We start from the raw sequence: 21,184 nt of genomic DNA on the forward strand, positions 1-21,184 counted from the left end.
AGGGGCTTTACAGCCCCTCTTTTTTTACTTTATATATAAAATCAATATATTCTTGAGCAATATTTTCAGCTGAAAATTTATCATAGCTCGATGATGGTATCTCATTATCTACATCTATTGAGATTTCATCTATTTTTTTAGCAATAACATCTGGTTCGAATGAATCGACTAAATACTTCAATAAATCCCCTGAAAGGATTTCTGAAGGTCCACTAGGACAATTGACACTGATCGCAGGTGTGCCACAAATTAATGATTCAACAAGTACGTTACCAAATCCTTCATGAATTGACGTCAATATTAACATTTTGGCTTGGCGCATAATTGGATAAGGGTTTAAACAGAAAGGATAAATAAAAACTTGATCTTCTAATCCTAATATCTTTGCCTTATTTCTTATATCCCGTTCTAAACTGCCTTCACCTATGATGACAAGGTTGATCTTACTTTTCATCTTAACAAGAGTTTCAAGTAATAAATTTAAATTTTTCTGTTTCTCTAATCGTCCAACAAAAACAATAAAATTCTCTGGTAAGTCATAAGCAGTATCTTGTAAAGATAGCTTTTTTATTTCTTCAAATAAAAATGGATTATAAATCCTAGATATTGACTTATAACTATTTTTTGAAGTTTCTATTAAAAAGTCTTTAATTCCATCAGATACACAAACAACATGCTTACCTGAAATCTTTTTTGTTATTTTATTTTTATATTTCCAACGATTATATAAATTTTTATTATTGTAAGTATATTCATCTGAGTTATGAATACAATAAATTAGTCGAGGATCATTAATATAAGAGATAATATCGTTTGTCTCACCATGTTCAGAAAAAATAACATCAAAACTTTTTTCTTTTTCTTCTATTTTTAACCATTGTAAAAATTTTTCAGCTTGAATATTCGCTTTTTTATATTTAACTTTTTCAGTAATGGATAAAACATGATGTTTAATATTTTCTGATACAGCTAATTCTTTTTCAGAAGTCAGAGTAATAAACTCACATTGATATCCAAGTTTTGTTAATGCTTCCGCTAGACGAACAGTAACAACTTGAACCCCTTCAACCTTTAGATCTCGTAAAAAAAATCCAATTCTCATTTTATTGCCTTCAATATATTTGTTCTGGCTTCTTCTAGTTGTTCATATCCGAACTCATATACATATACACTATCATTATCGCAAATAGGCTCTCGATTAAAGATGGTCTGAGAATACATACCTAATGGTTTCCACTCTTCATAATTCATTCTATTTTCACGATATATACCAATTACAGGTTTATCTAATGCCGAAGCCATATGTACTACTGCGGTATCAGGAGTCAATGTAAAATCAGCCTTATCGATAATAGCTAAAGACATTTCAAGGCTCGCTTTATCTGTCGGTAAGAGCAAATTAGACGAAGAAAATTGGCTGATCAGCTTCGTTAAAAATTTCTCTTCACCTGGTGTTGGTAATAAAACTAACAAGTCTTCAGGATACTTATCCAACCAATACTTCATCAAAGATACTGCTTTTTCAAAACTAAATCGTCTATATTTACCTGAACCAAAAAAGTTAATACCAACTATATTTTTATAATCTTTATCTATTATTAATGAGTCGAGAAATTCAAGCTCTTTATTATAGTTTGGTACAGGAGGTTTTTCAGAAGTCAAACAATCTTTATTCGTTAAAACTTTTGTCGCATTAATATATCGTTGATAAAAATGCGTTTGATTACTGTCAATAGAAACATCAATGATATTAAATCTATCCGCACTGAATCCTAAATAATGTTTAGCATTTATGTATTTCGCAATAAATATCTCTTTGTAAGAAAAACCATTTGAAACATCAACAAATACGTCATATTTATTTTTATAAGGCTGTAATGTTTTACGTAAATTATGCTTGCCTAATAAAATATATTCATCGATAAAAGAAACTTTATTTAACCATAACTTAGTTGTTTGACGACATATAACGGTAATTTTTATGTCTGGGCGATGTAAACGCAGGTTATTGATAAGAATGCCTGCCATAATACAATCACCAAGCTTATCATCCCAACGAAATATAACTATATGCTTCACATCTTCTGCGCAAAAAACATCGGAACAGTCCCGATGATCATAAAGCGCACAAGCCGCTTTAAGTTTTATCGCTTTTTGTGTATTTCGAACGGTGCGCCACTTTGCTTTTAGTCGCTTAATCAAATTCATCTGATAACCTTTACTAAACATTTTTCATAAATACAATGATGATATTCGATATCTTCATTCTATTAATGCGACAATATTATCAACACCAAACACATCAGTTAATTCAACCGAACACTTAGTTTAACTTATTATTTTTTAAAAAAAATTTAGTACGCCTACATAAATTAATCTTCGTTTCAAAATACACAGGAAAGACGTATAAACAACGTTCAAAAAATAGACCAAGCTTTTCTTTTAAAGGGTAGTTTACGTCAAATCTAGCATCACAATATTTTTTATAGAGCTCCTGCCACTCTCTATATTGATAATGAGCACACTTCCCTTTCGGCTTAGAAACTCTCACCTTTTCTTTAAATTTCTTACATAGTCCTAAACCAATATCTTCTGCAGAAGCAACAACTAAATTATTCGCCATGCATAACTCTGATTGATAAATGGTATGTTTGTTATTATCTAGCAGTCCATTTAAGTGAATAGTTGGATCAAACTGTTTTAAGGCATTAAGAAAAAGTAATTGTGTACAATCAACAGGGTAGTCTGGATAGCCATCATTTAACATCCCCGGCTTAGTTAAGGTAAATTCAGGGATTAATTCAAACTGCCACAGCGCCAAAACATCTTCGGTTAAACCAAAATAAAAGAAATCACTAACATGAAAAGCGACTCGATGCCCCTTCGCATATTTACGTGTAAAAATATTTGGCACAACAACCCGCTCTTTTAAAAACTTAAACGCATCGCAACGACTTTTATATTGCTGTTGAATATTTATAAAATCATTCGATTCGAGGTAATTATCACTTCTCAGCTTTACCACATATTTGGTTTGTACTTGCTTTAATCCAGCTAGCGTCGATACTATTTGACGGTTATTGTTATAATACTGTGGAGTTCCATTTTTCTTGTAATATCGAGTATTGGGGCCAGGATCTTCACTTATGACTAATTGATCATAATCTAAGCCCGCTAAATCTTGATCTTTCCATGTCGACAGTATGATATGAGCGCCAGGTAGCATCTGTCGCACTGACCTTAAACAACGCTGGGTTATGCCATCTTCTTGTTGTCTATCCGCAAATGTCTGAACCGGTCCTTGGACAACGACAGTAATTTCTTCAAACGGTATAGAATTGTTATTAATTTTTAAACCCAAGTCCAAAATAGGGATACCTCGTCATCATTTATGACAAAAAAAGACTTCATTATATTAATCAGATAAACTATTGGGCAAACATTCTACATGAAGATTGACCTAAAATGAAAAGACTGGTTGTTGATTTAGATGGCACCTTAACGCAAGCTGATACCTCTGATTATAGAAATGTAAAACCTCGACAAGAAATTATCGACAATTTATACACTTACAAAGAAAAAGGCTTTGAAATCGTTATTTTCACTGCCCGCAATATGCGTACGCATAATGGGAATATCGGTAAAATTAATATCCATACTTTACCACTTATCATCGAATGGCTAGATAGATACAATGTTCCTTACGATGAAGTAATTGTTGGTAAGCCTTGGTGTGGTCATGACGGCTTTTATATTGATGATCGCGCAATTCGCCCGTCTGAATTTGCAGCCCTCTCTCACGACGAAATCAATGCATTAATTGCAAAGGAGAAAGTATGTTCTTAATCATGTCAGCGGCCTATGTTGATATGGAATTACAATCTGAGTTTGGTGCTCTTCCCCCAAGTTTTCTTCCGCTTGGTAACCGTCGTTTATTTCAACATCAAAACACTGTTATTCCCCTAGGTATAAAGAAATATATTTCACTTCCTGAATCGTATTCGATATCTCCAACGGATGCGACTTGGCTAGAAGAAAATAACTTTACGATATTATCAACACCTGACGGTTTATCACTCGGTGCATCGCTCGTTGCAGCCATAAGTCTTATCGAAGATAATTTCGATAGTCCTCTACATGTATTATTTGGCGATACGCTAATTACTCAATTACCACTTGGTAATAATCTCGTTGCAATCACAGAGGTAGAAGACGGTTATAATTGGGCCACAATTAACAATGGCCCGAACTCTCCATGGTTATCAGCAAAAAACACCTTTACATCGAGTAATCAAATGGTCTGTGGCTATTTTAAATTTAATCAGCCTCGACAATTAATTCGACTTATCACCAAAAGTCATTGGGACTTTCTTGAGGCTCTCAATCGTTACCACAACCAAATTGGCTTACAAACAATCAGTACTGATCATTGGCTTGATTTCGGACACGTTAATACGTATTACCGCTCAAAAGCAAAGTTCACGACGCAAAGAGCTTTTAACGAATTGCTCATCACTCCAGACTGGATTGAAAAATCAAGCTCAAAAAATATAAAGATTAAAGCCGAAGCAAAGTGGTTTGAACTATTACCTTTCGAGATGCGCCACTTTATCCCTCAGTTTATGGGATCCCAAGAAAGCCAAGGACGCTATAAATATCGTTTAGAATATTTACACCACACGGCATTAAATGAGCTGTATGTTTTTTCTGAATTACCGACAATTGTTTGGAACAACATCTTTAACAGTTGTATTAACTTTATATCTCAGTGCCAAGAATTTCCCGCTCCGCATGACGTCACTTGTTCTTCGCTAGATGATCTCTTTGGCGAGAAAACAGCAAGTAGACTAATTGAGTTCTGTGCCACCCGACACATATCACTCGAAGATGCTTGGTTGTTTGATGGAGAAGAAATCACATTAAATGATATTCTCAGCACCTCATCACAATGGCTACCAACAGATAAATCGCAACCATCAGTCATGCATGGCGACTTTTGTTTTAGCAATATTTTATATGATTTTAGAACCAATCGAATAAAGACCATCGATCCACGAGGATTGACACCGAATAATGAGCTCACCATTTATGGGGATACTCGTTACGATATTGCAAAGTTAAGCCACTCGGTACTAGGACTCTATGATTGGATCATCGCTGGCTACTATCACGTTGATATAACGAATAAAGATATTACTCTGCACATCCCAAGCACTCAGAGACAACAAGATTTACAACAACTATTCATTGAGATTGTAGGAAAGAAATTTAATCTTACCCCTATGAATTTGTATGCGATGCAAATCCAATTATTTTTATCAATGTTGCCGCTACATAGTGATGATCAGCAGCGCCAAGATGCACTTTTTGCTAACGCATTTAGACTTTACCAAATATTGAAAAGGTATGCCCAATGATAATCATTCCGATGGCAGGCTTAAGCTCTCGCTTTTTTAAGGCTGGATACACGCAGCCTAAATACATGCTAGATGCGCATGGTATGTCTCTTTTTGACCATGCTGTAACCAGCTTCAAAGCCTATTTTTCAACAGAGACTTTTTTATTTATTGTGCGTGATGTTTACCAAACACCCATTTTTGTGGAACAACGTGCGAAAGCTCTAGGGATACAATCTTTCTCCATCGTGACTTTGACACAAGAAACCCGAGGGCAAGCGGAGACCGTCTACCTTGGCTTACAACAAATTGAGCAAGATAAAAGCCAGCCAATCACTATATTTAATATCGATACCTTCAGACCTGATTTCATTTACCCCGATTTATCTTTATTAGGTCAAGGCTATCTCGAAGTATTTAAAGGTAGCGGCGATAACTGGTCTTTTGCCAAGCCTCGTTCAACACACTCAACTGAAGTTGTCGAAACAGCAGAGAAACGAGCAATCTCTGATTTATGCTGTACTGGTCTTTATCATTTTGCCCACCAGCAAGATTTTGAAACGGCCTATCAGCACTATCTTGCTTTGCCACAAGAGGAATGGGAAAAGGGAGAGCTTTATATTGCCCCGATGTACAATTTTCTCATCAAGAACAATCAATCAATTCACTACCACCTAATCGAGCGCAAAGATGTTATCTTTTGTGGCATCCCTAGTGAGTATGATGACTTTAAAGCTTGTAGAATATAAACCTACTCGTTTATTTTGATAAACATTTAAATCGACTGAGCAAAATAATGAGAATAATGATAATAAGCTCCTATATGGATGCTTGGAACAGCGTTAGACCAGAAGCCGAAATGTGTATCGAGATGGTCAAACAAGGTCACGAAGTCACGATTATCACCCAAGGTGATGCGCCTTATGTCGAGCGTTTTCGTGAAGCTGGAATAACGGTTATCGATTGCTACCCAAGTCGTAAAATTTGCTTCAACACAATAAAAACAATTCGTCATGAACTACGCCAACACCATTATGATGTGGTGTATGCGCTTAACTCTAAAACTATCCCTAACGCTGCGTTTGCTTGTATTGGTTTTCCGGATACAAAACTTATTAGCTACCGTGGCACTGTTGGTGGTATTTACCGTCATGACCCATCATCATATTTAACCCATCTTCATCCTCGCGTGAATGGTATTTCTTGCGTCGCAGAAGCGGTTACAGAGTCTGTACGGAGCGTTGTTAAGCTAGCACCTGAAAAAGTTCAAACCATTTATAAAGGTCATGACTTAGCTTGGTATCAAGCAGATGCTCTGCCACGTGAGCAACTCGGCTTAACCGATGATGATATTATTGTTACCTGTGTCGCCAATGCACGTAAATCCAAAGGCGTGCATGTTCTGCTTGATGCAGCTAAGCAATTAGCCGATATCGACAATCTACATCTGGTACTCGTTGGTCGTGATATGGATACGGAAGAAAATGATCAACTAGCAGCAAACAGTGGCATGCAGGATCGTATTCACTTTTTAGGTTATCGCTCTGATGTACCTGAAATCATGGCGACATCCGATATCCAAGTGCAGCCATCTATTAGCGGTGAAGGTCTACCCAAAACAATTATCGAAGCGATGGCAATGGCAAAACCTTCCGTTGTCACAACTACTGGCGGCAGTAAAGAGTTAGTAGAAGAAGGTAAAACCGGATTTGTGGTTGAAACCAATAATCCTCAAGCATTAGCTGATAAAATTAAACAATTAGCAGAATCTAAAACAGTACGCATTGAAATGGGACAGAATGCACAACAACGATTAAAAGCCCATTTTTCAATCCAAGAAACAACAAAGCAGCAGCTGAACTTCTTTCAAAGCGTATAAACCAACGGTTGTAATGTGAAAATATTAATTATTGGCCCATCATGGGTTGGCGATATGGTAATGTCGCAATGTCTTTATACCGAGCTTAAAAAGCTTCACCCTGACGCTATCATTAATGTGATGGCGCCCGGCTGGTGTAAGCCCGTGCTTGAACGCATGCCTGAGGTCAATCAAGCGATTGAAATGCCGCTTGGCCATGGCGATCTCAATCTGTTTGCTCGCTATCAATTAGGTAAAATTCTTCGCGATGACAACTATGATCATGCGTATGTTTTACCTAATTCAGCCAAATCAGCATTAATCCCCTTATTTGCCAAGATCCCAGTTCGTACCGGCTGGAAAGGTGAGATGCGTTACGGTTTACTTAATGATCTGCGCAATAACAAAAAATCATTCAATTTGATGATTGAACGCTATATTGCACTCGCGCATCCGGCAACGGAAATGACAGGCTCGGGCTGTTTAACTGATATGCCACATCCAAAGCTTACCATCGACGCCACAACTCAAAATGAAGCGATAACTAAATTCGGCTTAAACAAAGAAAGAACCGTGATTGGCTTATGTCCAGGTGCTGAATTTGGTCCAGCAAAACGTTGGCCGGAGCAACATTTTGCAAAAGCTGCCGCAACGCTGATAGAGCAAGGTAACCAAGTATGGTTATTCGGCTCAGCAAAAGATCGTGAAGTGACCGATAAAATAAAAGCCAGCCTGCCGCAGGAAATGCAAACGCATTGCCAAAATCTTGCTGGTAATACGTCTTTAATCGAAGCAATTGATTTACTTGCCGCCTGTAAGACCGTCGTTAGCAATGACTCTGGCCTAATGCATATTTCAGCCGCTGTTGGCTGTAATATCGTGGCGTTATACGGCTCAACATCACCGGGTTATACCCCACCGCTAGCTAAGCATGTTGAAGTATTAAATACCGATATCAGTTGTCGCCCATGCTTTAAGCGCGAGTGTCCATTAGGTCATTTGAAGTGTTTAACAGAGCTGACACCTGATTTAGTGGTTGCTGCGATCAATAAGTTGCAACAAGCGTAAGTGAATATGTTACTGAGAATCGTTTATACCTTACTGCTTGCTCTAGTTTCCCCGTTACTTCTGTTTGGACTTTACAAACAAAAACCGGGGAAACCTCGTTTTGGTAAGCGCTGGAAGGAGCACTTTGGTTTTACGCCAGCAGTTAATGGTAAGAAACCTATTTGGATCCATGCCGCATCGGTTGGTGAATCTATTGCCATCACGCCACTGATCAAAGCGCTAAAAGAGCAATATCCAGCACAAGCTATCGTGATTACGACAACAACAAGTACTGGCGCCGAGCAAATAGCCAAGCTAGGTGATTTGGTTGAACACCGCTACATGCCGATTGATTTTGCTTGGTGTGTACGAGGCTTTCTCAAAGCCGTACAACCTAAACTGATGCTGATTGTTGAAAAAGAACTCTGGCTCAATACGCTAGCAACTGTTAAAAAACAGCATATCCCGATCGTGATCGCTAATGCTCGCTTATCAGAACGCTCTGCTCAACGTTATCAATCGGCAGCGTTTTTTACCCAACCACTACTCAATAATGTCGATAGCATTCTTTGTCTTCATCAAGACGATGCAAAACGCTTTATCGATATTGGAGCGGCCAAAGAGAAGGTTACGGTAACAGGCTCGATTAAATACGATCTTACTATTACGCCAACGGTCTTTGAGCACGCAGCACAATTACGTTCACAACTGGGTCAAGATCGCCCTGTGTTCATTGCTGCGAGTACTCACAAAGGTGAAGATGAGCAGGTATTTACGGCTTTTAAGACGATATTGCAGCACAACGAAAATGCATTACTCATCATCGTTCCTCGTCACCCTGAACGCTTCAATGATGTTGAAATATTGGCAAAACAGCAATTTCAATTGTCCGTTCATCGCCGTACTAATAACGCTAAATTTACGTCACAAACCCAAGTGTATTTAGCCGATACCATGGGTGAGATGCTATTACTTCTTGCTAGTAGTGATGTGGCGTTTATCGGGGGAAGTTTGATCGGTGATAAAGTCGGTGGACATAATCTACTCGAACCTGCAGCTGTAGGAAAACCTGCTATCACAGGCCCCAGCTACTACAACTTTATCGATATTACAGAGCAACTACTGCAAGCTGACGCGATAGAAGTCTGCCAAGATAGCACCGAGCTAACACAGCAAGTGATTGAGTTATTTAATAACCCAGAACGTCAGCGAGTGATGGGAGAAAACGCTAAAAAAGTGGTAGAGCAAAATCAGGGCGCAGTGCAACGCACCATTGATAGCATTACTGACTACCTGCATTAAATTTATAGCGATGAGAGCCCACACTCATCGCTACTTCATCCCTAACCTTGTTGATAGCCATCGCATAACGCTTGCCAATCTTGAGCTTGCCATTGAATATTACGCTTCTTCACTTCTTTGATAAATGAGCGCTCTAAACGGGCTAAGTTATCTTTTTTCCAACTTTCACCCTGTTGCTGATAGCATTTATCAAAGTCAATCAACCAAACTTGCTGCTTCATATCAAGCAAGATGTTGTGGGCATTTAAGTCGGTGTGGCAAACCTGCAGATCATGCATCTTACGGATCATAATACCAATTTGACGCCAAACCGAACTTGGCAAAGATGACTTGATAAGTAGCGCAACGAGATCACGGCTATTAGGAATTTTCTCAACCAAAATATCTGCGCGATAAACACAGCCCTTCTTTTCCGCTTTTGCGGCCACAGGACGAGGAACATTTACCCCACCTTCTCGTAAGACTTTTAGCAGCATCAATTCAGCATAACTCCGGGTCTTATCCCAACCAGTAAACCAATAACTGTCACTCACCAACTTACCAAATAAGCCACCACGACGATAATGACGCAATGCCATTTCCATTTTATCGCCAGCAACGAACCAAGTCGTGCCCCGTCCTTGCGCCGAGCCGACAATTGCATTTTGTTGACGCCAAAAATCAATCTCAAAGCAACAATGCGGATCGACAGTTAAATAATTGTCATCAAACCATATCATTTGCTGTTCATGGCTAATTTTCTGCACTGTTGTCTTTCTCCTGTTTATTTTGGTTTATTTTACAATTACCAGCGCTAACTGCATAATTCGCTAACCACTTTTTATTAGGTATCACTATGGCTTTGTTTACCACTGCGCCTCAATCTATCTGTATTTTACGGCTATCCGCTATTGGTGATGTGTGTCATGCGATCGCTGTAGTACAAGCTATCCAAAAACATTGGCCAGAAACCAGTATTACATGGGTAGTGGGCAAAACAGAAGCTCAGCTTGTGGGTACACTGCCTAATGTCAAGGTGGTTAGTTTTGATAAAAAAGCAGGCTGGCAAGGGATCAAGGAAGTTTGGAATACCTTGAAAGATCAAAAGTTTGATGCCTTACTCGACATGCAAGTAGCGCTACGCGCAAGCCTATTATCTTTAGGAATTAAAGCACGTTATAAAATTGGCTTTTCACGCCAAAGAGCCAAAGAGGGACAATGGCTCTTTACGAATAGAAAGCTGCCACAAACAAATGCTTCTCATGTACTTGATAACTTTGCTGAGTTTGCTCGCTACATAGGCGTACCTTTTACAACTCCAGATTGGCAGATCCCATTATCAAGTGAAGATATGGCCTTTGCTCAGCAATATACTAACAGACCAACATTGATCATCTCACCGGCTGCTAGTAAAGATGAGCGTAACTGGCTTATAGAGCGCTATGCTGCCGTTGCAGATCATGCCGTTAGCAAAGGATTAAATGTCATCCTATGTGGTTCACCGACACAACGTGAGCAAACGTTAGGTGAGAAGATCATACAACATTGTCATCACCCTATTACTAACCTTATTGGTAAAACAAGCCTGATCCAATTAACCGCATTACTAAAATACGCAACGGTTGTTATCGCTCCCGACTCAGGTCCAGCCCATTTAGCAACCACACAGGGCACTCCAGTGATCGGTTTGTACGGGCATAGTAATCCAACACGCACAGGCCCTTATCTTAGCCAACAATATGTCGTCAGTGTGTATCAACAATTTGCAGAAAAGCATTATGGCAAACCTGTCTCAGAACTTCCTTGGGGAGCACGAGTGAAAGGCAGTGATATTATGGCTGCAATTTCTGTTGAGGATGTTATCACCCAACTTGATACCATCATCGACCCCTTAACTTTGACCCAATCACAGTGAGAAAACAATGAACCAGCAAAACACCAAACCAAGCCTTGCTGTTGCACTGATTGTAAAAAATGAAGCCAAGCATCTGGCGGCATGTTTAGACTCAGTAAAAGATTGGGTTGATGAGATCGTGATCCTTGATTCTGGCAGTAGCGATACAACGGAAGCCATTGCACGCCAATATACTGACAAATTTTTTGTCAGTCATGATTGGCCTGGTTTTGGTATGCAACGTCAACGTGCTCAACAATATGTTGAGAGCGATTATATTTTATGGCTTGATGCTGACGAACGAGTAACGCCAGAGCTACGTCTATCGATTCAACAAGCTGTCGCAAGCAATCACATCAATACGGTTTATCAAGTTAATAGACTCAGCACAGCATTTGGTAAATTTATTCATTATTCTGGTTGGCATCCAGATTGGATCTCGCGTTTACATCGTCGCAATGAAACCCAATATAATGACGTCAAAGTACATGAGTCTCTTGTGATCCCTGCTAATGGCAAAGTCGAAAAACTAACGGGTAATTTAGAACATTACACTTTTGAAGATTTCTTTGAGTTTCAGCGCAAACAACAAAAGTATGCAGAGCTTTGGGCTGAAGAAAAGTTTTTAAAAGGCAAAAAATCATCTATTGCCTCTGCTGTTATCCACTCTATGTTTAGCTTTATTCGAACTTACATTCTTAAAGCTGGGTTTCTAGACGGTAAGCATGGGTTTATTATTGCTTGCATAAACGCCCAATACGTCCTAAATAAATACTTAGGTCTTCACCTAAAGCACAAGAAGTAACGACAATTATGACAACTCGAGTAATTTATCCTGGCACTTTCGATCCTATTACCAACGGTCATTTAGACTTAATTGAGCGTGCAGCTGCAATGTTTGATCATGTGATTGTTGGCGTTGCTTTTAACCCAAGTAAAAAGCCACTGTTTGATCTTAATGAACGCGTAGAGCTGGCAGGTAAAATTACCAACCACCTAAATAATGTAGAGATTGTTGGTTTTTCAGGGCTGTTGGTTGATTTTGCTAAAGAGCGCAACGCCAACATTCTAGTCCGTGGTCTGCGTGCAGTATCCGATTTCGAGTATGAATTTCAGCTCGCCAATATGAATCGTCGTTTAATGCCAGAACTAGAAACTGTCTTCTTAACCCCAGCAGAAGAAAATTCCTTCATTTCTTCAACCATTGTTAAAGAAGTCGCATTACACAAAGGTGATGTAAGTCAGTTTGTTGATCCGCTAATTACTGAAGCATTATTAAAAAAGTTTGTAAAATAGACATTAAAAAAGGCGCTGAGTGCGCCTTTTCTTACTTTTGGTAAAACTCGCGATACCAATCAACAAAGGCTTTTACACCTTCTTTGACTTTCACTTCAGGCTTATAGCCCGTGGCTTTAAATAAATCTTCTGTATCTGCGTACGTCATGTAAACATCGCCCGGTTGCATGTCCATGAAGTTTTTCTTCGCTTCAATGCCCAATGCCTCTTCCAACGCTTCAATATAATCCATCAGTTTTACAGGGCTGCCGTGACCGATGTTATACACGCGGTATGGGGCAGAGCTGGTTGCTGGTGAGCCAGTTTCTACTGTCCAATCAGCATTGGGCTGTGGGATCACATCCTGAATACGCATCACACCTTCAACGATATCATCGATATAAGTGAAATCGCGGCGCATATCGCCATGGTTATACACATCGATCTCTTTACCTTCCATTATCGCATTGGTGAATTTAAACAATGCCATATCTGGACGCCCCCATGGGCCATAAACAGTAAAGAAGCGTAAGCCCGTCGTTGGAACACCGTAAAGATGCGAATAGGTATGTGCCATCAACTCATTAGATTTTTTAGTTGCAGCATAAAGTGAAATGGGATGGTCAACGCTATCTGCCGTATTAAACGGTGTCTTATGATTTAAGCCATACACTGAGCTTGAAGACGCATAAACCAGATGCTCAACCTTATTATGACGACAACCTTCTAAAATCGTGAGATGTCCCACCAAGTTACTATCAGCATAGGCCAATGGATTATCAATCGAGTAACGTACGCCTGCTTGTGCCGCTAAGTGGATAACGCGGTTAAATTGCTGCTCTGCAAATAAGTTAGCAATACCCTCACGATCCGCTAAATCTAATTCGATAAAAGTAAAACTTGGATGAGCAATACGAGCTAAACGCGCTTGTTTAAGTGATACATCGTAGTAATCATTAAGATTATCGATACCAATGACTTGATGGCCTTGAGCACATAAACGTTCGGTGATTGCACTACCAATAAAACCAGCAACACCAGTGATGAGATATTTCATTTTTCTATCCTCAATAACGCTTCATTATGCGCTACTCAACCTAAATACTGTGGGCATAATACCATTTTAGATCAATCAACAAAGGTTAATCCCAAACCAACTGACTCAATAATGATGATACCTAGGTTAATTATTATCGAACCTACTTCTGGCAATCACTGCAGAACACTGTCGCGCGTTGACCTATTTTGGCTTCACTTAAAGCCTTACCGCATTTAGGGCAAGGTTTACCTGCTTTACCATACACCTGCAGCTCCTGTGCAAAATATCCCGGTTTTCCGTCTGCGTTTTTAAAATCTTTTAATGTCGTACCGCCCTGTTGAATGGCAAAGGCTAATACCGATTTGATCTCTGCCACCAGCTTCGTCATACGAGCAAGTGAGATTTTGCCAGCCGCACGTTTAGGGTGAATACCAGCCGCAAACAGAGATTCATTGGCATAAATATTACCCACACCAACAACCACATGATTATCCATAATAAATTGTTTTATTGCTGTCCGTTTTCCCTGTGCTTTTTCATGTAGATATTCTACGTTAAAATCGCCGCTCAGCGGCTCTGGACCCATTTTATCGAGCACAGGGTGTGTTACCCCTTTCTCTTCCCATAACCACGCGCCAAAGCGCCTAGGATCGTTATAGCGTAGCACTTCACCACTAGTCAGAACCAAATCAACGTGATCGTGTTTTTCAACCGGGGTTCCGACGGGTAAAACGCGTAAGCTGCCTGACATCCCTAGATGCACAATCGCATAACCGACATCCGTTTCTAGTAACAAGTATTTAGCGCGACGTGTCACCCCACGAATCACTTGCCCTTCTATCGCTTTAATCGCTTCAGGAATAGGCCAGCGCAATCGAGGATTACGGATAATAATTTCTTTAACTGTTTGATCTATGACATGAGGAGATATCCCCATCCGGCTCACTTCTACTTCTGGTAATTCAGGCATGACTCAATCTCGTTTTTATTGGTTATTTGATACAGACGTCGGAAACAGATAATCCGCAGCAACAGACACAGCAACCCATTGTTGACCATTATTGAACAACCAAAATTTAGGTAAGGCATAAACCGTTAATCGAATCGGTTCTACTTGTTGCTCCCCCAAAACTTCTATCGTTTGTGGAGGCGGTAACTGTAAACTTAACTTTGATATTGTTGCTTCATCCACCACAGTGCCTTGTAGATGTTGCCAACGTTGTATTAACTCACTGGCTGAAATCGATAACTTAGACGAGCTTTGCCACTGCCCGTTACTTTGCTTAAGCGTAAAATGTGGAAAAACAACCCGCTGAATCAAAAGATCTGGCGAGAGGACAAAAACAGTATTGGGAATATTATTTACTTGCTCGGTAACAGTTTGTGTCACCGCTTCTTTGGGGGTAAATCGTTCGCGAAGTAAATCGGGCAATTTAATTATCGCGATAAAGCACAGCACACCAATGATGATAATGTTATTCCAGCCACGTCGAGTTAAGCGCATTCATCCATTCCTGTCTTATCTTAATGAGAATAAAGATAACACTGGTAAGGTCATTGCACCATTGGCAGATAAATAAGTAACAGAAAGGAAGTCAGCGGTGTTAAATAGAAAAGTAATAGATATAAAAAAACCCAGCTAGGCTGGGTTTTTATCAAAGATTGATAAAACCAATTACTTGATTTTAGCTTCTTTGTAAAGCACGTGCTGGCGAACTACTGGATCAAATTTCTTGATCTCAAATTTGCCTGGCATGTTGCGCTTGTTCTTGTCGGTAGTGTAGAAGTGGCCTGTACCAGCAGATGATACTAGACGGATCTTCTCACGAATGCCTTTAGCCATTCTTTAAATCCTCTTAAACGTTCTCGCCGCGAGCACGCATTTCACCAAGAACGACATCAATGCCTTTCTTATCGATGATACGCATGCCTTTCGCAGAAAGGCGTAGTTTAACGAAGCGTTTTTCGCTTTCTACCCAGAAACGATGAGTTTGCAGGTTCGGCAGAAAACGACGCTTGGTGGCATTACGTGCGTGTGAACGGTTGTTACCCGTTACAGGACGCTTACCAGTTACTTGGCATACTCGGGACATTACTGTCTTCTCCAAATCGTTTCAGCTCGATATCTACTGTAGAAATTCACTGTAAAAATAATTTTCACAGATAACCACAGCTATCAAAGGTCGCGCATTATACTAAGTCAAAACCAGTTGCTCAAGTCCCGAGCAGATCCTTTCTCACTTTTTTATCGAAAAATCGGCTATTTTATAGCCAACCACGCTCGGTGAAAGAAACAATCTCTCCATCACCAACAACAAAATGATCCAGAACACGAATATCGACCAAAGCCAGCGAATCACTGATTTTGCGCGTTATTCGACGGTCAGCCTGACTAGGTTCAGCGACGCCTGATGGGTGATTATGCGCTAAAATGAGCGCTGCTGCATTAAGTTCTAGTGATCTTTTTACAACTTCACGTGGATAAACGCTCGCACAATCGATCGTTCCTTCAAATAAAACCTCTCCTGTGATCACTCGGTGCTGGTTATCTAAAAACAGGATATAAAAGGCTTCACGCTGTTTATCACGTAATTTTCTCGCTAAATATCGACGGGTATTTTGCGGGCTTGTGAGGACATCATCTTTTTTTAAAGTTTCTTCTAGATACCGCTCATTCAGTGCTAAAACTGCCTGTAATTGTGCAAATTTTGCCGGCCCCAAACCTTTAACCTGACAAAATATCTGTTTTTCAGCACCAAGCAGTGCTCGAAGAGATCCAAACTCATCCAGTAAATGGGTCGCTAATTCCAGTGCATTCATTCCTTGAGTACCGGTGCGTAAAAAAATGGCTAATAATTCAGCATCGGTTAATGCATCAGAGCCATGAGATAATAATTTTTCTCGCGGTCGCGATGCGGCTGGTAATTGCTTTAATGACATAATCCCTCCCATTGATATGCCACTAGCAAAACAGCCGACACCATTATCACAACCTAACAAGACGCTTTTTTAGAAAACAGTCACAGCGAAAAAGTAATCAATAAAATATTCAGTACTCAAAATGCGAGGCATACAACTTCCCATTCAATTCAGAGTTGATCCGAATCGATGATCAAAAATTACTTTGGTGGTATCTTGTTGCCAATTTATAAGCCCAAGACACAGGCAGACGAATGCAAACACTGGCAGGAAAAAAAATTCTTCTCGGCATTAGCGGCGGTATCGCTGCTTACAAATGTGCAGAGCTCACCCGACGACTTATTGAACGTGGGGCGCAAGTGCGCATTGTCATGACCACAGCTGCAAAAGAGTTTATAACCCCACTCACCATGCAAGCCGTGTCAGGCCACCCCATTTCAGATAGCTTGCTAGATCCTTCCGCAGAAGCGTCCATGGGTCATATTGAATTAGCTAAATGGGCAGATTTAGTCCTCTTAGCACCTGCGACCGCGGATCTGATTGCTCGAATGAGTGCGGGGATGGGCAATGACTTACTGACAACGCTGTGTCTCGCAACCGATGCACCAATCGCTGTTAGCCCTGCGATGAATCAGCAAATGTACCGCAATATCGCAACGCAAGAGAATATTGCCACCTTACAACGTCGCGGCTGCCGTATTTGGGGACCGGCAAGTGGTGAGCAAGCCTGTGGTGATGTAGGCCCTGGTCGTATGCTAGAACCCATGCAACTGGTACATTGCTGCGAAGACTTTTTTCAGCCGCAAGACCTTAGTGGTCTAAATATTGTGGTAACGGCAGGTCCTACACGAGAAGCTATTGATCCAGTACGTTATCTAAGTAACTACAGCTCAGGAAAAATGGGCTACGCCATTGCTCAAGCAGCAGCAAAGCGTGGTGCAAACGTCACCCTAATCAGTGGCCCAGTAAATTTAACCACACCTGATGGTGTAACGCGTATTAATGTCAGTAGTGCCCAAGAGATGCACCAAGCGGCACTTGAACATGCCGTTAATCACCACATTTTTATTGCTTGTGCTGCCGTTGCAGATTTCCGTCCAGCTCATCTCGCAACTCAAAAGATGAAAAAACAAGACGGCAATGATGAGATGGTGATTCAGTTAGTGAAAAACCCTGATATTGTTGCCAGCGTAGCGGCCTTAACAGAAAACCGCCCATTTACGGTCGGGTTTGCAGCAGAGACACAAGATGTTGAGCAATATGCACGTGGTAAACTGGCAAAGAAAAACCTTGATATGATTTGCGCCAACGATGTGTCGGTACAAGACCAAGGCTTTAATAGTGATAACAACGCGCTACACCTTTACTGGTCTAACGGTGATAAAGCACTACCTCTTGCTGCCAAATCAGAGCTTGGGCTGCAATTAGTCAATGAAATTATTAACCTTTACCAACAAGCGAAACAATAGAGCAAAATATGAATAGTATTGATCTGAAGATTCTTGACCCACGAGTTGGCAATGAATTCCCACTCCCAGCGTATGCAACCGAAGGTTCTGCTGGTTTAGATTTACGCGCTTGTTTAGATGAAGCATTAACCGTCGCACCGGGTGAGACCCATCTTGTACCAACAGGTCTTGCGATCCATATTGGCGATTCAAATCTTGCGGCAACCATCCTGCCTCGCTCAGGCCTTGGCCATAAACACGGCATTGTTTTGGGAAATCTTGTTGGCCTTATCGACTCTGATTACCAAGGTCAATTAATGGTGTCAGTGTGGAACCGAGGTGAAACCACATTTACTATTGAACCAGGTGATCGTATTGCTCAATTGGTTTTCTTACCTGTGGTACAAGCGCAGTTTAATATCATTGAAAATTTTAATAGCACAGATCGTGGCGAAGGTGGTTTTGGTCATTCAGGCCGTAGCTAATCGCTATTGATGTTAAAAAAGCGTGATCTAATTAGCCATGTATTATCAATTTTGATGATAAAATAAAGGCAACATATTAAAGCAAAGCGCAACCTCTTCAGCTTGCGCTTTTTTTGCGAATAAAAATACGTACATTTCGATTGCGCTACTTTTCACAACGCCAAGGCATCGCTAAGATAGGCGGGTTTCATACTGTCCATGGACAGTCTCATTTTGTAAAGGAACGATAATTCATGGCAGGCACCAAAAAGAACAATCGCCGCGAGGAAATACTTCAGTGCTTAGCGCATATGCTGGAGTCCAACCAAGGCAGTCAACGCATCACGACCAAAATGCTAGCCGCGAATGTTGGAGTTTCAGAAGCTGCACTCTACCGCCACTTCCCAAGCAAAGCGCGTATGTTTGAAGGGTTAATTGAATTTATTGAAGATTCAATTACCACGCGTATTAACCGCATTTTAGATGATGAAAAAGATACACTGAACCGTTTACGTATGGTGATGCAGTTCATCCTCATGTTTGCTGAGCGTAACCCAGGTTTAACTCGTATCATGACTGGCCATGCTCTGATGTTTGAACAAGATCGTCTTCAATCTCGTATTAATCAACTGTTCGAACGTGTTGAATCGCAACTTCGCCAGATCTTAAAAGAGCGTAAAATTCGTGAGGGTAAAGGCTTTCCTGTTGATGAGTCAGTTTTAGCAGCACAACTTCTAGGTCAAGTAGAAGGCAGTTTAAACCGCTATGTTCGCTCTAACTTCAAATACAAGCCAACGGCAAACTTTGATGAATACTGGGAGCTATTAAGTGCGCAATTAGGCTAATACTTAGTTGACGGACACAAAAAAGCGAGAGCCTCAGCCCTCGCTTTTTTATTATCTCTTTTTTCTTAAGCCGTACTTATACACCATACTCGGCACGGTACGCTTTTACCGCTTCAAGATGTTGTTCCATGCCTGCTTGCTCAGAAAGGTAGGTCACCACATCGCCTAGCGAGACAATTGAAATAACCGCACAACCAAAGTCACGCTCAACTTCTTGAATCGCAGATAATTCACCTTGGCCTTTTTCTTGACGATCAATCGCCACTAAAACGCCAGCTAAATCTGCGCCATTCGCTTTAATGATTTCCATTGACTCACGAATCGCCGTACCTGCCGTGATCACATCATCAACTAACATAATACGACCGTCTAGTGCGCTGCCGACTAAGTTGCCACCTTCACCGTGATTTTTTGCTTCTTTACGGTTAAAGCAATATGGCGTATCAACATCATGGTGATCAGCAAGGGCAACTGCCGTTGTGGTTGCAATCGGGATCCCTTTATACGCTGGGCCAAACAACACATCAAATTCAATCTTGGCATCAACCAAAGCTTCAGCATAAAAACGACCAAGACGTGCTAAATCACGACCGGTATTAAATAAGCCAGCATTAAAGAAGTACGGACTCTTACGACCTGACTTCAATGTGAACTCACCAAATTTTAATACACCTTTCTCTAGGGCAAATTCAATAAACTGACGCTGATATGCTTTCATTGTGTCTCCTTAAACTACTTCTCTGTGTTTTAACAATGTACCTGTTACCTAACACTCATCAGGTAACAACTAAAACCAACAAGTACTCCACTTGATATTCAGTTTTAGCTAAAAAAAAGCGGCTCCCAATAGGAACCGCTTAATATCAATTTGCTAACGCTTGCTTCTGCATCGAAATAATATCGGTTATACCGTCTTTCGCCAGAGCCAGCATTGCCAGTAATTCTTCATGGCTAAAGGCTTCACCCTCGGCAGTACCTTGGATTTCAATCATCTTGCCTTCTTCTGTCATCACCACATTCATGTCGGTTTCAGCCGCTGAATCTTCAAGATATTCCAAATCGCAAATAGGTTCGCCTTTATAGATACCCACAGATACCGCAGCGACCATACCTTTCAGTGGGCTTTTCTTAATCATGCCTTTTTCTAGCATGTAATTAATTGCATCAACCAGTGCAACCATCGCACCGGTAATAGATGCGGTACGTGTGCCACCATCAGCCTGAATAACATCACAGTCAACGGTGATCATCTGCTCGCCTAATACTTTTAAATCAACCGCAGCACGCAAGCTACGTGCAATAAGACGTTGGATTTCCATCGTACGTCCACCTTGCTTGCCACTCGCAGCTTCTCGACGGTTACGCGTATGCGTAGCACGAGGTAACATGCCATATTCAGCCGTCACCCAACCTTGGCCTTTGCCTTTTAACCAGCGCGGAACATTTTCTTCTACACTCGCGGTACAAATAACCTTGGTATTACCAAACTCAACCAGTACTGAACCTTCAGCATGGGCTGTATATTGGCGAGTAATAGTGATTGGACGAACTTGAGTCGCACTTCTTCCGCTTGGACGCATCGGGATTTCCCTTTGGCTGGATGATATTAACCGGCGATTATAGCGATAACTCAATCTCAGTGCACGAGAAAACGATAACGTAAGCTGACAAACAGTAGCCCCTTGAGGCCAATATCGCATATAATCTCAACACCCGGT

At 40.7% G+C, this 21,184-nt stretch carries 24 protein-coding genes; 12 read left to right on the forward strand and 12 right to left on the reverse strand.

Annotated elements, in window-relative coordinates; all coding sequences use genetic code 11:
- Positions 1 to 7: 7 nt before the first annotated feature.
- The 3 genes from C9J46_RS09850 to C9J46_RS09860 all read right to left on the reverse strand — a co-directional run bounded on the left by C9J46_RS09850 (position 8) and on the right by C9J46_RS09860 (position 3,367).
- A complete protein-coding gene (locus C9J46_RS09850; RefSeq protein ID WP_107290838.1) occupies positions 8 to 1,102 on the reverse strand; it encodes a glycosyltransferase in 1,095 nt (364 codons plus the stop codon).
- Entirely contained in the window at positions 1,099 to 2,208 is a 1,110-nt protein-coding gene (locus C9J46_RS09855; RefSeq protein WP_158259611.1) for a glycosyltransferase family 9 protein, read from the reverse strand. Before C9J46_RS09855 ends, C9J46_RS09850 begins: the two co-directional genes overlap by 4 nt.
- 115 nt (positions 2,209 to 2,323) lie before the next feature.
- The gene (locus C9J46_RS09860) at positions 2,324 to 3,367 is read right to left on the reverse strand and encodes a WavE lipopolysaccharide synthesis family protein (RefSeq protein WP_233217739.1); all 1,044 of its coding nucleotides are present in this window, start codon (positions 3,365 to 3,367) and stop codon (positions 2,324 to 2,326) included.
- A 98-nt stretch (positions 3,368 to 3,465) separates the two neighbouring features.
- Here C9J46_RS09860 and C9J46_RS09865 point away from each other — a divergent pair, with 98 nt between their 5' ends.
- From C9J46_RS09865 to waaA, 6 genes are read left to right on the forward strand one after another with little or no spacing between them, the layout of a single operon-like run.
- Entirely contained in the window at positions 3,466 to 3,846 is a 381-nt protein-coding gene (locus C9J46_RS09865) for an HAD-IIIC family phosphatase (protein WP_107290840.1), read from the forward strand.
- Positions 3,837 to 5,417 carry a capsular biosynthesis protein gene (locus C9J46_RS09870; protein ID WP_107290841.1) on the forward strand — a complete coding sequence of 527 codons (1,581 nt, stop codon included), beginning with the start codon at positions 3,837 to 3,839 and terminating at the stop codon, positions 5,415 to 5,417. Before C9J46_RS09865 ends, C9J46_RS09870 begins: the two co-directional genes overlap by 10 nt.
- A complete protein-coding gene (locus C9J46_RS09875) occupies positions 5,414 to 6,145 on the forward strand; it encodes a glycosyltransferase family 2 protein (protein WP_107290842.1) in 732 nt (243 codons plus the stop codon). The genes C9J46_RS09870 and C9J46_RS09875 overlap by 4 nt, the downstream gene beginning before the upstream one ends.
- A 47-nt stretch (positions 6,146 to 6,192) precedes the next feature.
- Complete coding sequence (locus C9J46_RS09880; protein ID WP_107260600.1) at positions 6,193 to 7,275, forward strand: glycosyltransferase family 4 protein; 1,083 nt, start codon at positions 6,193 to 6,195, stop codon at positions 7,273 to 7,275.
- 15 nt (positions 7,276 to 7,290) lie between these two features.
- Positions 7,291 to 8,322, forward strand: a complete 1,032-nt coding sequence (gene waaF, locus C9J46_RS09885; RefSeq protein ID WP_107260597.1) for a lipopolysaccharide heptosyltransferase II — start codon at positions 7,291 to 7,293, stop codon at positions 8,320 to 8,322.
- A 6-nt stretch (positions 8,323 to 8,328) separates the two neighbouring features.
- A complete protein-coding gene (gene waaA, locus C9J46_RS09890; protein ID WP_107290843.1) occupies positions 8,329 to 9,603 on the forward strand; it encodes a lipid IV(A) 3-deoxy-D-manno-octulosonic acid transferase in 1,275 nt (424 codons plus the stop codon).
- Positions 9,604 to 9,644: 41 nt separating this feature from the next.
- Here waaA and C9J46_RS09895 read toward each other — a convergent pair whose 3' ends face one another.
- Entirely contained in the window at positions 9,645 to 10,349 is a 705-nt protein-coding gene (locus C9J46_RS09895) for a 3-deoxy-D-manno-octulosonic acid kinase (protein ID WP_107247057.1), read from the reverse strand.
- Between the two features lie 89 nt (positions 10,350 to 10,438).
- On the opposite strand from C9J46_RS09895, the gene C9J46_RS09900 reads away from it, so the two are divergent.
- Genes C9J46_RS09900 through coaD form a run of 3 tightly spaced genes read left to right on the forward strand, consistent with a single transcriptional unit; the run spans position 10,439 to position 12,772 of the window.
- A complete protein-coding gene (locus tag C9J46_RS09900; protein ID WP_107290844.1) occupies positions 10,439 to 11,497 on the forward strand; it encodes a glycosyltransferase family 9 protein in 1,059 nt (352 codons plus the stop codon).
- 7 nt (positions 11,498 to 11,504) lie between these two features.
- A complete protein-coding gene (locus C9J46_RS09905) occupies positions 11,505 to 12,281 on the forward strand; it encodes a glycosyltransferase family 2 protein (protein WP_107290845.1) in 777 nt (258 codons plus the stop codon).
- An 8-nt stretch (positions 12,282 to 12,289) separates the two neighbouring features.
- Positions 12,290 to 12,772 carry a pantetheine-phosphate adenylyltransferase gene (coaD, locus tag C9J46_RS09910; RefSeq protein ID WP_107290846.1) on the forward strand — a complete coding sequence of 161 codons (483 nt, stop codon included), beginning with the start codon at positions 12,290 to 12,292 and terminating at the stop codon, positions 12,770 to 12,772.
- Positions 12,773 to 12,803: 31 nt separating this feature from the next.
- Here coaD and C9J46_RS09915 read toward each other — a convergent pair whose 3' ends face one another.
- From C9J46_RS09915 to radC, 6 genes are all read right to left on the reverse strand, one after another.
- Positions 12,804 to 13,808, reverse strand: coding sequence for an NAD-dependent epimerase (locus tag C9J46_RS09915; RefSeq protein ID WP_107290847.1), 1,005 nt, complete (start codon positions 13,806 to 13,808; stop codon positions 12,804 to 12,806).
- A gap of 142 nt (positions 13,809 to 13,950) precedes the next feature.
- A complete protein-coding gene (gene mutM / locus C9J46_RS09920; RefSeq protein WP_107290848.1) occupies positions 13,951 to 14,760 on the reverse strand; it encodes a bifunctional DNA-formamidopyrimidine glycosylase/DNA-(apurinic or apyrimidinic site) lyase in 810 nt (269 codons plus the stop codon).
- A 15-nt stretch (positions 14,761 to 14,775) separates the two neighbouring features.
- A complete protein-coding gene (locus C9J46_RS09925; RefSeq protein ID WP_107290849.1) occupies positions 14,776 to 15,294 on the reverse strand; it encodes a hypothetical protein in 519 nt (172 codons plus the stop codon).
- Between the two features lie 171 nt (positions 15,295 to 15,465).
- On the reverse strand, positions 15,466 to 15,633 hold the full coding sequence (rpmG, locus tag C9J46_RS09930) for a 50S ribosomal protein L33 (protein WP_005371942.1): 168 nt from the start codon (positions 15,631 to 15,633) through the stop codon (positions 15,466 to 15,468).
- Between the two features lie 13 nt (positions 15,634 to 15,646).
- The gene (gene rpmB / locus C9J46_RS09935; protein WP_005371944.1) at positions 15,647 to 15,883 is read right to left on the reverse strand and encodes a 50S ribosomal protein L28; all 237 of its coding nucleotides are present in this window, start codon (positions 15,881 to 15,883) and stop codon (positions 15,647 to 15,649) included.
- 172 nt (positions 15,884 to 16,055) lie between these two features.
- Positions 16,056 to 16,730 (reverse strand): DNA repair protein RadC, encoded by a 675-nt coding sequence (gene radC / locus C9J46_RS09940; protein ID WP_107207443.1) that lies wholly within the window; start codon positions 16,728 to 16,730, stop codon positions 16,056 to 16,058.
- Positions 16,731 to 16,963: 233 nt separating this feature from the next.
- Between radC and coaBC the strand changes: the two genes are divergently transcribed.
- The 3 genes from coaBC to slmA all read left to right on the forward strand — a co-directional run bounded on the left by coaBC (position 16,964) and on the right by slmA (position 19,466).
- Complete coding sequence (gene coaBC / locus C9J46_RS09945) at positions 16,964 to 18,178, forward strand: bifunctional phosphopantothenoylcysteine decarboxylase/phosphopantothenate--cysteine ligase CoaBC (RefSeq protein ID WP_107207442.1); 1,215 nt, start codon at positions 16,964 to 16,966, stop codon at positions 18,176 to 18,178.
- Between the two features lie 8 nt (positions 18,179 to 18,186).
- On the forward strand, positions 18,187 to 18,642 hold the full coding sequence (dut, locus tag C9J46_RS09950) for a dUTP diphosphatase (protein WP_107290850.1): 456 nt from the start codon (positions 18,187 to 18,189) through the stop codon (positions 18,640 to 18,642).
- A gap of 233 nt (positions 18,643 to 18,875) precedes the next feature.
- Positions 18,876 to 19,466, forward strand: coding sequence for a nucleoid occlusion factor SlmA (gene slmA / locus C9J46_RS09955; protein WP_005371955.1), 591 nt, complete (start codon positions 18,876 to 18,878; stop codon positions 19,464 to 19,466).
- 76 nt (positions 19,467 to 19,542) lie between these two features.
- Here the strand turns inward: slmA and pyrE are convergent, their stop codons facing one another.
- Entirely contained in the window at positions 19,543 to 20,184 is a 642-nt protein-coding gene (gene pyrE, locus C9J46_RS09960) for an orotate phosphoribosyltransferase (protein ID WP_045083819.1), read from the reverse strand.
- A 145-nt stretch (positions 20,185 to 20,329) separates the two neighbouring features.
- Positions 20,330 to 21,046, reverse strand: a complete 717-nt coding sequence (gene rph, locus C9J46_RS09965) for a ribonuclease PH (protein WP_105061152.1) — start codon at positions 21,044 to 21,046, stop codon at positions 20,330 to 20,332.
- Positions 21,047 to 21,184: the final 138 nt, after the last annotated feature.

It is taken from the genome of Photobacterium sp. GB-36, from assembly GCF_003026135.1.
GTDB lineage: Bacteria > Pseudomonadota > Gammaproteobacteria > Enterobacterales > Vibrionaceae > Photobacterium.